This window comes from Bradyrhizobium sp. 87 (genome assembly GCF_023073015.1).
Taxonomy (GTDB): Bacteria; Pseudomonadota; Alphaproteobacteria; order Rhizobiales; family Xanthobacteraceae; genus Bradyrhizobium; species Bradyrhizobium canariense_D.
Window position 1 is genome coordinate 1 of the sequence record NZ_JADPIQ010000007.1, and the last position, 12,935, is coordinate 12,935.

The following is a 12,935-nucleotide window of genomic DNA, read 5'->3' on the forward strand; positions in this document are numbered from 1 at the left end:
GGGCGAGATCGAGATCGCGCTGGCGCAGATCTGGGCCGAGCTTCTGGGCCTGGAACGTGTCGGCCGGCACGACAACTTCTTCGAGCTGGGCGGGCACTCACTGCTGGCACTGCAAGTGCTTGAGCAACTCCGGCGGCGGGGTCTTACCCTCGAACTTTCCGCGCATATCGCGAGTCCCCGCCTCGACCAGTGCGCCGAGAAAGTGCGCTCGCGATCAAAGGACGGTCGAAAATCTGCGGGCCAACTCATTTCTCTTCGAGTCGCCAAGAGTCGGCCGCTTATCCTCTGTCACGCGCGTGGCGGAGGCCTGAGCATCTATGATGACCTCGTGCGGGCGTTGCCACCTACGCAAAACATCTATGGTATTCATGCCCTAAACTTCGGTCACGAACTCGCGAGGGTGCGTTCGATTGACGAGATAGCTGAAGTCTATGCTCGGGCCATTCTTCCAGTGCTACCGGACATGGCTTGTACGCTCGCCGGATGGTCTTTTGGTGGTGTGCTCGCCCACGCCATCGCTGGGGTACTTATTTCCGCACACGTGAGGGTCGATTTTGTGGCTATGATCGATAGTGCCTATCCGTCGGTCCTAGAAGCGCCTCTCAGTCTCTCCATGGACCAGGAATGGTCTGAATTCCTTATATTCCTTGCGGAGGAGGGTGGATTGTCGCCTCAACACGGTGCAACGACCGAAATTCGGCCAGCTGACTTCGCAGCGCTTGCTCTCGCCCTCTCGGGTGCATGGAAAATTGGTGCACCCGCGCTTGAGGAAATCTTCCAAGTGTTCGTTCGCCATATTCGCGCGGGCAGACTCTACGTACCCAAGAAGGTTTCGGCGCTCGGCGTCTCTTACAATCAGAACTCCGCCAACACAGCAACTTCATGGCGCGCTGTCTTCGATAGCGTCATTGAAGCGCCGCCTCTTCCTGGCGACCATCGCTCGCTTCTGAAGCATCCAAACGTAGTTGTCCTCGCGGACGACCTCTCAAATCGCCTGTTCGCCGACGCTGTTCTCCATTCGTCCGCCATTGAATAAAAGCCGTGGCGGACTCAGTCACGAGCCGGATCGGGTCCTGGGCCCTGTGCCGGAGGAGATCCGGCTTTCGAGGTCGCGGGCAAGATCACTCTTCGCACGAATTTCGCCTGTAACCGACCTGAGCTGCTGATTCCGCTCGATGTTGCACGCGCCGCCGCCGACCGGGCATGCTCCCGGCGCCGTTTTCCACGTCTAACTCGATCTGCGCCCGTACTTTGACGGGGGGAGCGGCCGGGTAGGGCCGGCCGGGACAGGTCTGAGCGTCCGATGGAGGAAACCTGCGCAAGCTAGCGGCGGACGGCCAAAGATGACGCGCGACGGGATTTAAGTGGACTTAGGCGGCCGTCCGAATGATCTCGAATCGCACCGCCTTTTCCGGGGGGATCATCAAAACGGCCCCCTGACTGCGTGTTCCAGCCGATCGTGATCACCGATTCCAGGCCATCGTGATCACCCATTCCAGAGCATCGTGATCGTCGTTTCCAGCCGATCGTGATCGCTATTTCCAGCGATCATGATCGGGGGCAACGGGGAGGCGCGCACCGCTGACAGTCTGCAACCCGGCTACCTTGGTCTTTTGCCCAACCGCAGAGGATCGAGATGCCGACAGAGAGACCAGAGAGACTGTCCATGCGCCACATTCGTGAAGCTCTACGCCTGCACTACAGTGTCGGCATGTCGCAACGCGCCGTTGCCCGCAGCCTCGGCTTGGCCCAAGGCACGGTCAGCAAGTACCTCAACCGCGCCCGCCGCGCCGGCCTGACCTGGCCGTTGCGGCCAGAGCTGGATGACGATGTCCGGCTCGAGAACCGCCTGTATCCGCCACCCCCTCTGATCGGCCCAGCGAGGAACGTCCGCAGCCGGATTGGGCGCTCGTGCATCGCGAGCTGCGGCGCCCGAACGTCACGCTGATGCTGTTGTGGGAGGAGTATTGCGACGCAAGCTCCGACAGCTTCAGCTACTCATGGTTCTGCGAACGCTACAAGGAGTGGGCCGGCCGCCTCAAGCCGACCCTGCGCCAGGTCCATGTCGCCGGCGAGAAGCTGTTCGTCGACTATTCCGGCCACACGATGGAGGTGGTTGACGGGCTCACGGGTGAGGCCCGCATCACCCAAAAGACCGTCGAGATATTTCTCCGCGGCAAGGGTGAGCGCCTCGACATAGTTCGCAATCACGCCCTTGGCTTCTTTGTAATCGGGCGAGGGGGCCCAGACAGCCGGCAACATGACAAACGCGCCTTCGACGCCTTTGAGCGCCCGCTCGATGGCTGCCGAATCATTCCAATCACCGTCAACCAGTTCCACGCCCTGGTTCGCCCAGCTTGACCCCTTCTCGCGATTGCGGACTAGCGCGCGTACCTCCTTGCCGTGCGCCAAGAGATGTTCTGCCGTTGCGCCGCCCACTTTTCCCGTGATTCCCATTACTAAGAACATGCGTTTTCTCCTGATCTTGAGGGACAGAGCACTGCCCCTGTTGGTTCAACGGATGAGCGGCAGAATGGCCCGGATTCGGGGATCGCGCGCGTAGAGGCCGCCCCATGTCATCGCGCCCAGAAGCAGGAAAATGATTTCCGGCGGCGATCCCAACTCACCAATGCGGACATGGGCGCAGATGGCACCTCCCAAAAAGCCCGTCACTAGGATCGCGCCGAGGACGGCGGTGGCCGGGATGGCGTAAAGGATGGCGCAGGCGAGTATGATCGGACCCACGACACAGGTCAGGTCCATCGCGAACCCGGTTTCGTGCAACATGCTCGCGATCTGTGACGGCGCGAAAAGCTGAATAGTGCCGTCTGCCACCAGAGCGATAAAACGCGCTCACTATCCGGCCGGCCCATAGGCTGCGATGCAAGATCATAGCTTCAGGCACGTGATGCAGGTTCATAGTTTGGGACACTTGTCGTTCTCCGATGGGGGGATCCCATATTCGGAGCTCACTTACTGTGTCTCTTAGGTATGATAAACACCCAGGAAATGAACTCACTGTTCTCCCTGCGGTGAACAATACCGAGGCATGAAAATGCAGAATCTCGAACCGATCCTCATTTTCATAACGGTAGCGGAAATGGGGAGCTTCACCCGCGCAGCCGATAGCCTGGGCATTCAGAAGGGAAGGGCTTCAACGGCGGTCCGGAAGCTGGAAGAAGATGTTGGTGTGAGGCTCCTGCACCGGACGACGCGCAGCGTTCAGTTGACGGAAGACGGACGCGCATTTCATGCGCGTGCCCGCGATCTGCTTGCTGAAGTCGATGACCTGCACTCCATGTTCGCAGGCGATCGCGTGGCACTTCGCGGGCGTTTGCGGGTCGATCTTCCGACCGAGGTGGCGCGCACAACGATCGTGCCGGCGTTGCCGGATTTCATGGCGGCTCACCCCGAGTTGGAGCTGGAGGTGTCGAGTACGGATCGGCAAGTCGATCTTGTTCAAGAAGGGTTCGACTGTGTATTGCGGCTTGGACCAATAGGGGACGAGACGCTGATTGCCCGTCCACTGGGCCTGTTGCGCATGGTCAACGCTGCCAGTCCCCCCTATCTGGCGCGCTACGGCGTCCCTCGATCGCTGGATGATCTCCGGCATCAGGAACATCGGACTATTCATTTTTCGACGATGCTGGGCGCAAGACCCTATGGATGGGAATATCCGGACGGCGACAGCTACGCGACGCTTCAGTTGCCAGGTGCGCTACACGTCAACAGCGCGCAGACCTATCGAAGCCGCTGCCCTCGCCGGCCTTGGCCTGATTCAGGCGCCACTCTTGGGGATTGGCCGATACTTAGAGAGTGGAGCGCTTGTGGAGATCATACCCGATTTTCGTCGCCGGGCGCTCGCCGTGTCCCTCGTCGTAGCACATCGGAGCGATCTGTCGCGTCGAGTCCGCGCATTCATGAAATGGATCGAAGATGTGCTGACGCCGTATCTGGAATAGCGAGACGGACATCTTCGTCCGGCCCTCGAAATCAACATTCTGAAATTATGTCTGCCGGTCGGCGGCCCGGCGGTCCAACAGAAAGCGCAGCGCATCCCGAAGGCGCTGCGGCTTGCGATGGAAGGGCATAGATAAATAATCTGCTGCTCATTCACGCCTTAGCGTCCAGCGACCCATTGAAACCAACCCGCTGGGCTTCTGTTGCGACATCGTCAAACCAGTGTTTTCCGGCATCGTCTATCACGCCAACTATCTGCGCTTCATGGAGCGCGGGCGGACCAATCATCTGCGGCTGATGGGCGCCGAGCAGCAGGCATTGTTCGAGCAGGCCGGGGCGGAAGAGGCAAGCTTCGCCTTCGTGGTGCGCTCGATGCATCTCGATTTCCTCAAGCCTGCCCGGATGGACGACGTGCTCGATGTCGTGACCTGGCCGGTCGCCGTGAAGGGCGCCTCCATCATGCTGGCGCAGGAGGTGCGGCGCGGCGAAGTCGTGCTGGTCAAAGCCGAGGTGCAGGTCGCCTTCATCAGCGGCGGACGTGCCCAGCCGATCCCGAAATCGATCCGCGCCTTGATGAAGGCTGATCTGATTTCGTGATCGGGCGATAGCGGACGGCCTCTCGACTCCTCCGCGCGCGGCGATAGATTGCACTCCCGCCAACCGATGAGGCCCTCATGTCGCGCCCGCCGCTCCCGCCCTTTACCCGTGAGACCGCAGCGCAAAAGGCCCGCATGGCCGAGGATGCCTGGAATTCGCGCGACCCGGTGCGCGTCTCGCTCGCCTATACCGAGGACAGCCGCTGGCGCAATCGCTCCGAGGTTTTTCAGGGGCGCGAGGCCATCGTCACGTTCCTCACCCGCAAATGGGAGAAGGAGCACGACTACCGCCTGATCAAGGACCTCTGGGCGTTTGACGAACACCGCATCGCGGTTCGCTTCCAGTACGAATGGCACGATGCGAGCGGCCAGTGGTATCGCTCCTACGGCAACGAGCAGTGGGAGTTCGACGAGCACGGCCTGATGCGGCGCCGCGAGGCCTCGATCAACGACATCGCGATTGCGGAGAAGGACCGGCGGTTTCACTGGCCGGCACCGGGGCCGAGGCCTGCGGATGTGGTGGGGCTGGGGACGGATCCGTTCTGAGGCCTATCAAGACGAGCTTGTCGCTTTCTTCCCTCTCCCCTTGTGGGAGAGGGTGGCTCGCCGCGAAGCGGCGAGACGGGTGAGGGGTCTCCCTCAGCGAGCACCTCTCGCGATTGAATCCGCGGATAGAGACCCCTCATCCGGCGCTTCGCGCCACCTTCTCCCACAAGGGGAGAAGGGAAGAGTCTGCGTGGCGAGAGCTGCGGACTACGTTGCCGTACGCTTCGCCAGAAACCTTGCAATCGCGCCACCAAGCTTGGCGTGATCCATCGGCTGCGCCAGTGATTCCCTCGCGGTGGCAACGACATCCTCCGGCGCCTTGCCGATGCGCAGCTCGCAGCACACTTGCGCAAACTCCACGTCGAACTCCGGATGCGGCTGCAGGGTGAGCGTCGCGCCGTTGGCGTAGAGCAGGCCGGCATGCGGGGTGAAATCGGAGGAGAGGATCGTCAGCGCATCGTTGGGCGGCTCCATCACCTGGTCCTGATGCGAGCAGGCGATGGCGACCGCTTCGCCGTCAACGACGCCGTTGTCCGGCAGCACCTGATAGACGTGCCGGCCGATGCCCCAGCCCTTCTCCGACTTGCGCACGGTGCCGCCGAGCGCCTGCGCGATCAACTGATGGCCGAAGCAGACGCCGACCATGGGTGTCCTGTTGGCGTAGGCCGTGCGCACGAAATCTTCCAGCGGCGCGATCCAGTCGAGCCCGTCATAGACGCCGGCGGCCGCGCCGGTGATCAGCACCGCCTCCAAATTGCGCGGATCGGGCAGCGCATCGCCGTTCGGGATGCTGACGATTTCGACCGTAGCTGTCGGATCCTCGGCGCGGACCATGCGCTCGAACATGTCCGGGAATGAACCGTGGCGCTCGCAATATTTTTGTGGGACCTGTCCGGTCTCGATGATGGTGATGCGTGCCATGTGCCCTCCGGTAAAGGTCAAGCTCAGTCGCTTCCTGCCCCATGTTGTTGGTGTGGCGCTGTGCGCTCCAGCAGCGCACTCTCTTTCCGGACCTCGTTGAGAAACGCCTTGGCCAGGCGCGACAGCGGCTCGGCTTCCGACCATAGCATATAGGCCACGGCGTGCGTCGTCGGCGCGAACGGCCGTACGGCGAGGCCGGTCCCGCCGTTCTGCCGTGGCGAGAAGGGATCGACCACCGCGGCGCCGACGCCAGCGGCGGCGAGCACGCAGGCCGTGTTGCAGTAGCGCACCTCGACGGTCGGCTGGAACGGCGCGCCGGCGCGTGCGAAACTGTCGCGCACGGCCTCGCCAAGCCGCGTGCCGCGCTCGAGCCCGATGAAGGGCAGGCCGGACAGGTCGGCTGCCGAGATCACCGGCCGGTCGGCGAGCGGGTGCTGCGGCGGCAGCACGCAGACCATCTCGCCGGTGTGCACCACCTCATGGGCGATGCCCGGATGATGTGTCAGCCCGAGCGCGAAGCCGAGCTCGGCGACGCGGTTGAGCACGCCTTCGATGATGCCCTCATAGCGCCGCACGTCGAAGAACACCCGCGTCTCCGGGCGGCGGCGCAGGAAGCCTGACAGCGCCGCGGGGATGATGCTGTAGGCGAGCGGCGGCGTCGCGACCAGCGCGAGATGCCCGGAGCGGTTCTCGCGCAGATCGCGAACGCGGTTCTCGAGCTTTGCGTGCAGCGCGAAGATCGCCTCGCTCTCCTTGTAGAGCGCCATCGCTTCCGTGGTCGGAAACAGCCGGTTGTTGACGCGCTCGAACAGCGCAAAACCCGCCTGCGCCTCCATCGTCTTCAGCGCATTGCTGACGGCAGGCTGCGACAGCGCCAGTTCGTCGGCGGCCGCAACCGTGGTGCGGTGGCGGATGACGGCGCGGAGAATCTCGAGCTGGCGCAGGTTCATATCACTGCCGATTATACTCTGGGCCAAAACATCATAGCAGAACGAATTGATTTTGCAGCCCCGCTTCCGCGTAATGGCCGCGGATTTGCACGTCGCATCAAAGGGTTCATCCGCCCATTGAGGCGCCACTGCGCACAGATTGGAGGCAATCTTGGTTCGTGTCCTTCGCGCTGCCGCCGCACAGATGGGGCCGACGCAAAAAGCCGATCCGCGCGAGCATACGCTGTCGCGGATGCTTGCGCTGCTGGAAGAGGCGGCCGGCCGCGGCGCCAGCCTCGTGGTGTTTCCCGAGCTTGCCTTCACCACATTCTTTCCGCGCTGGTTGCTCGAAGGCGACGCGCTCGACCATTATTTCGAACGCGGAATGCCGAACCCGAACGTCGCCGCCTTGTTTGACCGTGCGCGTGCGCTGCGCGTCGGCTTCTATGTTGGCTATGCCGAGCTGACGCCGGATGGACGCCGCTACAATTGCGCCATCCTGGTTGACCGCGACGGCGAGCTGCTCGGCCGCTATCGCAAGGTGCACCTGCCGGGCTCGGTCGAGCCGCGACAAGGTGCGCGCTACCAGCAGCTTGAGAAACGCTATTTCGACTATGGCGACCTCGGCTTTCCGGCCTTCCGCGCCGGCTCGGCCTGGGCCCACGCCATTATGGGCATGATGATCTGCAACGATCGCCGCTGGCCGGAATCCTGGCGCGTGCTTGGCCTGCAGGGCGTCGAGCTTGTCTGCATCGGCTACAATTCGGCGGCCTATGATCCCAATGGCGGTAGCACGGAAGATGCCTCCTTGCGCACCTTCCACTCCACGCTGGTGACGCAGGCCAACGCCTATATGAACGCGACCTGGGCGATCTCGGTGGCGAAGGCGGGCGAGGAGGACGGCTCCGGGCTGATCGGCGGCTCCTGCATCGTCGATCCCAATGGCCGCATCGTCGCGCAGGCCGCAACGCTGACCGACGAGGTGATCGTCGCCGATATCGATCTGGACCTCTGCCGCCAGGGCAAGGACAAGATGTTCAACTTCGCCGCGCACCGGCGGCCGGAGCAATACAGGGTGATCACCGAACGCGCCGGCGTCATCGAACCCGCGGTTCTCGACGCGGACTGACAGGACGTTCCAGCAACGTTGGCAAAGGAGCCGATATGACGCGCCTCTCGTATTTCCTCGGCATCGCAGCGCTGACGGCCGCCACGTCCGCGCAGGCGGCGGAGCTTCCGGCCGAGATCAAGCAGGCGGGCGCGTTGAAGCTCACGGTCAACTCGACATACGCGCCGATGGAATATCGCGATCCCGCAACGAATGAGCTCGTCGGGCTCGACGTCGATCTGGCGAACGAGCTCGCCAAGCGCCTCGGCGTGAAGATCGTCTGGAGCGAGACGCCGTTCGCCGAATTGATCCCGTCGCTCCAGACCAGGCGCGCCGACTTCATCATCTCCGGCATCTCCGATCGCGCCTCGCGGCGCGAGACCGCAGATTTCGTCGATTATCTCGGGACCGGCCCGCAGTTCTTCGTGATGGCGGAGAACGAAGCCAAGGCTGCGACCGATCTCTGCGGCAAGAAGGTCGGGACCACCCGCAGCACCAGCTTCCCGGTCGAGATCGAGAAGTGGAGCAAGCAGAATTGCGAGCCGGCCGGCAAGCCGGCGATCCAGTACGTGCCGGGCGAGAACTCGATCGACGTTCGCAACCAGCTCAAGCAGGGCCGTATCGACGCCGCCGTACAGGGCAGCGAGACGCTGCCTTATGCGCAGACGCAGGAACCCGGCAAATACCGCGTGATCGGCGAGCCCTTTGCCAAAGGCTATCAGGGCATCATGTTCCGCAAGGACGATGCGGCGCTTCGTGAAGTGGTGACCGAGAAGCTCATCGCGATGATCGCCGACGGTTCCTACAAGGCCGTCCTCGACAAATGGAGCCTTGGCGGCAACGCGGTCGCCCAGCCCATGCTGAACGCGGCGCCGCAATGAAGCCGGCACCGGCACTCGCGGAGGGTTTTCCCGATCTGTCGGGAATGCGGGTCGCGCGCGAGCCGCACTGGTTTCGCTGGCTCAGCGCGGCGCTGATCGTCCTCGTGCTTGCATTGATCGGGCGCGCTTTTGCGGGCGGCCAGATCGAATGGTCTTATGTCGGCCGCTTCCTGACCGCAAAGGTGATCATAGAGGGCATCGTCAACACCATGGTGATGGCGGTGCTGGCGATGGCGCTCGGTATCTTCCTTGGCGTCGTCGTCGCGATCATGCGGCTGTCGCCCAACCCGGTACTGAAGACCGTTGCCGCCGGCTACACTTGGTTGTTCCGCGGCACGCCGCTGATCCTGCAACTGCTGCTGTGGTTCAATCTCGCGCTGGTGTTTCCGACCATCGGCATTCCCGGCCTGTGGAGTGCGCGCGCCGTCGACGTCATGACGCCGTTCCTTGCCGCGCTGCTCGGGCTCGGCATCAACCAGGGTGCCTATACCTCGGAAGTGATGCGCGCCGGCATGCTGTCAGTCGATATCGGGCAATATGAGGCCGCGCAGGCGATTGGCATGGGACGCCTGCGTGCGCTGCGCCGGATCGTGCTGCCGCAGGCGATGCGGGTGGTGATCCCGCCGCTCGGCAACGAGTTCATCGGCATGGTGAAGGCGACCTCGCTCGCCAGCGTCATCCAGTATCCGGAACTGCTGCACAACGCCGAAAACATCTACTACGCCAATTCGCGCGTGATCGAGCTCCTGATCGTGGCCGGGCTCTGGTACCTGCTCGTCGTCTCAATCCTGACGCCGCTCCAGATGCTGCTCGAACGCCGTTTTGCGCGCGGCACATTGCGGCTCGCGCGATGACAAGACCCCTCGTCGCGATTCGCTCCGTCGCCAAGAATTTCGGCGAGTTCCAGGCTCTCAAGAGCGTCACGCTCGACGTCTGGCCCGGCGAGGTGATGTGTCTGATCGGCGCCTCCGGCTCGGGCAAGACCACACTGCTCCGCTGCATCAACCAGCTCGCGGCGATCGACAGCGGCGGCATCTGGCTCGACGGCGAGCTCCTGGGCGTGCGCGAGCAGGGCGGACGACTGCATCGGCTCAGCGAGCGCGAAATCGGGCGGCAACGGCTGAAAACCGGCATGGTGTTCCAGCGCTTCAACCTGTTTCCGCACAAGACCGCGCTCGAAAACATCACAGAGGGTCCGCTCCAGGTTCAAGGCCGAAAATCCGACGAGGTGCGCGCTGAGGCGATCGAGCTGCTGCGGCGCGTCGGATTGTCGGCCAAAGCGGACGCGTATCCCGCCCAGCTCTCCGGCGGCCAGCAGCAGCGGGTCGCGATTGCCCGCGCGCTTGCCATGAAGCCGATGCTGATGCTGTTCGACGAGCCGACCAGCGCGCTCGATCCCGAGCTCGTCGGCGAGGTCTTGGCGGTCATGAAGGAGCTGGCGCGGAGCGGCATGAGCATGATGGTCGTGACGCACGAACTCGGCTTCGCGCGCGAGGCCGCCGACCGCGTCGTCTACATGGACCAGGGCGCGATCATCGAGCACGGGCGCGCATCCGATGTGTTGGGCGCGCCGCGCGAGGAGCGTACCAAGGCATTTCTTTCGGCAGTGATCTGAATGGGGGCGTATCGATGAAGAGACTTCTGGTTACGGCGGCACTCGTTGGCGCCATGAGCGCTCCGGTCATGGCAGTCGAGCTGCCGGCGGAGATCGCCAAGCGCGGCAGCATCAAGGTCGCGCTGGTGCCGAACTATCCACCGATGGAGTTCCGCGATCCCGCCACCAACGCGTTGTCCGGCTTCGACATCGATCTCGGCGAGGCCATCGGCCGCAAGCTCGGCGTCAAGATCGAGTGGCAGGAGACCAGCTTTGCCGAGTTCATGCCGTCGATCTCGACCGGGCGGGTGGACGCCATCCTGTCCGGCTTCACGGACTATGCCAGCCGGCACGAGATCGCGTCCTTCGTCGATTATTTGCGCAGCGGCCCGCAGTTCTTCGTGCAGCAGTCGCGCAAGGCGGAGTTCAAGGACGCAGCCGCGCTCTGTGGCAAGAAGGTCGGCGCCAGCCGCCGCACCATGTTCCCCGCGCAGATCGCGGCCTGGAGCGAGAAGAATTGCGGCACCAATCCGATCCAGTTCGTCGGCACCGACGGCTCGGCCGACGCCCGCACCCAGCTCAGGCAGGGCCGCATCGATGCCGCCGCCCAGGGCAACGAGACGCTGCCCTACATCATGGACCTCGAGCCCGGCACCTATGCGACCGTGGGCGAGCCCATCGCGCAGCAATTCACCGGCATCGCTCTGCCGGTCAAGGAAAAGGCGCTGCAGCAAGCCATGCTCGAGGCGGTCGATGCACTGATCGCGGATGGCACCTATCGCACGCTCCTCGCCAAGTGGAAACTGACCGACAACGCACTCGAAAAGGCGACCATCAATGCTGGACAGTAAGGCACTCCAGAGCATTCCGCTCGTTCCGGCCAACACCGCGGATCCTGCACCGGAATACCCCTGGCCGAAGCCGTACAATTCGGCGATGTTCCTGTCGTTCGACGTGGACGCGGAGAGCGCCTGGACCAGCAAGGACGCGGTGCACGCCCAGCGGCTCATCACCATGAGCTATGGCGGCTATGAGGCGCGCGTCGGCACGCCGAAGCTCCTGGAGCTGCTCGAACAGCTCGATCTCAAGGCGACCTTCTTCGTCACGGGATGGTCGGTCGACGCGCATCCGGCGATGGCCGAGGCCATTCTCAAGGCCGGTCACGAGATCGGCCACCACGGCTATCACCATCTGTTGCCCGATCCCGGCGATCCCTGGATCGAGGAGGAGCTCGAGCGCGGGTTCGAGGCGCTCAAGCGCCGGCTCGGCGTCAGGCCGACCGGCTACCGCGCGCCCTACGGCGAATTCACCGAGGAACTGCGGGTGGCGTTAGTGCGCCACGGCATCGTCTACACCTCCTCGTTCCGCGACGACGTGCGGCCCTATCGCCATCGTCTCGCCGACGGCAAGCCGGGCACGATCGAGCTGCCGGTGACCGCCAGCTATGACGACTGGATGCACGGCCTGTCCGCGCGCTTCAGTCCGCGCTCGATTTTCCCCAAGGAGCATGTGCTCTCGATCTGGAAGGACGAGCTCGACGAAACCAGAGACTGGGGCGCGATGGTGACGACCGTGCTGCATCCACAATGCAGCGGTCGACCGATGCGGCTGCGCCTGCTGCGCGAATTCCTGACCTACGCAAAGTCGTGCCCGGATGTCTGGATCACGACCGGTGAGAAGATCGCGGCCAACTTCCTGCGCCACGAGGCCGGAAAAAGTTGAGCCACGCCATGACCCGTATCCTCGTCATCAACCCCAACTCCTCCGCATCGGTGACGGCGGCGATCGACGACGCCGTCGCGCCGCTACGCATCGCCGGCGGACCCGCAATCGAGGTCGTCGGCCTTGCCGGGGGGCCGCCGGGCATCAGCTCGCAACGCGACGCCGACAGCATGGTGATGCCGCTGGTCAACCGTGTGTCGCGCGCCGATGCGGATGCCTTCGTGCTCGCCTGCTTCAGTGATCCCGGCCTGCATGCGGTGCGCGAGGCGGCCGGCGGGCGCCCGGTGATGGGCATCGCCGAGTGCGGCATCTTTCGCGCAATGATGCTGGGCGAGCGATTTGGCGTCATCGCGCTGTCGCCGTCGAGCATTCGCCGCCAGCAGCGGATGGTGCGGCTGATGGGCATCGACAGCCGCTATGCCGGAAGCTGGTCGGTCGGCGCGAGCGCGGCGGAGACGGCAGGCGCGGACATCCGGGGACGGTTGATTGAAGCCGGCCGCGCGCTGGTCTCGCAATGCCGTGCCGATGTCGTGGTGATGGGCTGCGCCGGCATGGCCTCGCACCGCGCGGCGATTGCGGATGCCATCGGTGTGCCCGTGGTCGAGCCGGCGCAGCAGGCGGTGGCCGCTGCGATCGGCGCGGTCTTGTTGAACACGTAAGATCCTTCAGGAGCCTCTT

General features: G+C 63.7%; 16 protein-coding genes. 12 read left to right on the top strand and 4 right to left on the bottom strand.

The window, feature by feature from the left end; all coding sequences use genetic code 11:
* Together IVB50_RS01080 and IVB50_RS01085 are read left to right on the top strand one after the other, a co-directional pair.
* Positions 1 to 1,036: thioesterase domain-containing protein (locus IVB50_RS01080; protein ID WP_247294004.1), on the top strand; the 1,036-nt coding region annotated here is incomplete at its 5' end.
* 630 nt (positions 1,037 to 1,666) lie between these two features.
* Positions 1,667 to 1,948, top strand: coding sequence for a sigma factor-like helix-turn-helix DNA-binding protein (locus IVB50_RS01085; RefSeq protein WP_247294006.1), 282 nt, complete (start codon positions 1,667 to 1,669; stop codon positions 1,946 to 1,948).
* A gap of 50 nt (positions 1,949 to 1,998) precedes the next feature.
* Here IVB50_RS01085 and IVB50_RS01090 read toward each other — a convergent pair whose 3' ends face one another.
* Together IVB50_RS01090 and IVB50_RS01095 are read right to left on the bottom strand one after the other, a co-directional pair.
* Entirely contained in the window at positions 1,999 to 2,469 is a 471-nt protein-coding gene (locus IVB50_RS01090) for an NmrA family NAD(P)-binding protein (protein ID WP_345946377.1), read from the bottom strand.
* Between the two features lie 45 nt (positions 2,470 to 2,514).
* A complete protein-coding gene (locus tag IVB50_RS01095) occupies positions 2,515 to 2,787 on the bottom strand; it encodes a DoxX family protein (protein ID WP_247294018.1) in 273 nt (90 codons plus the stop codon).
* Positions 2,788 to 3,100: 313 nt separating this feature from the next.
* Here IVB50_RS01095 and IVB50_RS01100 point away from each other — a divergent pair, with 313 nt between their 5' ends.
* From IVB50_RS01100 to IVB50_RS01110, 3 genes are all read left to right on the top strand, one after another.
* Entirely contained in the window at positions 3,101 to 4,093 is a 993-nt protein-coding gene (locus IVB50_RS01100) for a LysR substrate-binding domain-containing protein (protein ID WP_247294089.1), read from the top strand.
* A gap of 131 nt (positions 4,094 to 4,224) precedes the next feature.
* Positions 4,225 to 4,557, top strand: coding sequence for a thioesterase family protein (locus tag IVB50_RS01105; RefSeq protein ID WP_345946379.1), 333 nt, complete (start codon positions 4,225 to 4,227; stop codon positions 4,555 to 4,557).
* 77 nt (positions 4,558 to 4,634) lie between these two features.
* Positions 4,635 to 5,102: a nuclear transport factor 2 family protein gene (locus IVB50_RS01110; protein WP_018453738.1), complete on the top strand. Its 468-nt coding sequence runs from the start codon at positions 4,635 to 4,637 to the stop codon at positions 5,100 to 5,102.
* Positions 5,103 to 5,309: 207 nt separating this feature from the next.
* On the opposite strand, the gene IVB50_RS01115 is transcribed toward IVB50_RS01110, so the two are convergent.
* Positions 5,310 to 6,023, bottom strand: a complete 714-nt coding sequence (locus tag IVB50_RS01115) for a type 1 glutamine amidotransferase (protein ID WP_018453739.1) — start codon at positions 6,021 to 6,023, stop codon at positions 5,310 to 5,312.
* 23 nt (positions 6,024 to 6,046) lie between these two features.
* Positions 6,047 to 6,973 carry a LysR family transcriptional regulator gene (locus tag IVB50_RS01120; protein ID WP_018453740.1) on the bottom strand — a complete coding sequence of 309 codons (927 nt, stop codon included), beginning with the start codon at positions 6,971 to 6,973 and terminating at the stop codon, positions 6,047 to 6,049.
* 151 nt (positions 6,974 to 7,124) lie between these two features.
* Here IVB50_RS01120 and IVB50_RS01125 point away from each other — a divergent pair, with 151 nt between their 5' ends.
* Genes IVB50_RS01125 through IVB50_RS01155 form a run of 7 tightly spaced genes read left to right on the top strand, consistent with a single transcriptional unit; the run spans position 7,125 to position 12,916 of the window.
* Positions 7,125 to 8,081 carry an N-carbamoyl-D-amino-acid hydrolase gene (locus IVB50_RS01125; protein ID WP_083926347.1) on the top strand — a complete coding sequence of 319 codons (957 nt, stop codon included), beginning with the start codon at positions 7,125 to 7,127 and terminating at the stop codon, positions 8,079 to 8,081.
* Between the two features lie 35 nt (positions 8,082 to 8,116).
* Positions 8,117 to 8,941 carry an ABC transporter substrate-binding protein gene (locus IVB50_RS01130; protein ID WP_247294020.1) on the top strand — a complete coding sequence of 275 codons (825 nt, stop codon included), beginning with the start codon at positions 8,117 to 8,119 and terminating at the stop codon, positions 8,939 to 8,941.
* Complete coding sequence (locus IVB50_RS01135) at positions 8,938 to 9,795, top strand: amino acid ABC transporter permease (protein WP_018453743.1); 858 nt, start codon at positions 8,938 to 8,940, stop codon at positions 9,793 to 9,795. The genes IVB50_RS01130 and IVB50_RS01135 overlap by 4 nt, the downstream gene beginning before the upstream one ends.
* Positions 9,792 to 10,556 carry an amino acid ABC transporter ATP-binding protein gene (locus IVB50_RS01140; RefSeq protein WP_018453744.1) on the top strand — a complete coding sequence of 255 codons (765 nt, stop codon included), beginning with the start codon at positions 9,792 to 9,794 and terminating at the stop codon, positions 10,554 to 10,556. Before IVB50_RS01135 ends, IVB50_RS01140 begins: the two co-directional genes overlap by 4 nt.
* A 14-nt stretch (positions 10,557 to 10,570) precedes the next feature.
* Positions 10,571 to 11,386, top strand: coding sequence for an ABC transporter substrate-binding protein (locus IVB50_RS01145; protein WP_026232589.1), 816 nt, complete (start codon positions 10,571 to 10,573; stop codon positions 11,384 to 11,386).
* Positions 11,373 to 12,257 (top strand): polysaccharide deacetylase, encoded by an 885-nt coding sequence (locus IVB50_RS01150; protein ID WP_018453746.1) that lies wholly within the window; start codon positions 11,373 to 11,375, stop codon positions 12,255 to 12,257. The genes IVB50_RS01145 and IVB50_RS01150 overlap by 14 nt, the downstream gene beginning before the upstream one ends.
* An 8-nt stretch (positions 12,258 to 12,265) precedes the next feature.
* On the top strand, positions 12,266 to 12,916 hold the full coding sequence (locus tag IVB50_RS01155) for an aspartate/glutamate racemase family protein (protein WP_247294022.1): 651 nt from the start codon (positions 12,266 to 12,268) through the stop codon (positions 12,914 to 12,916).
* Positions 12,917 to 12,935 lie beyond the last annotated feature (19 nt).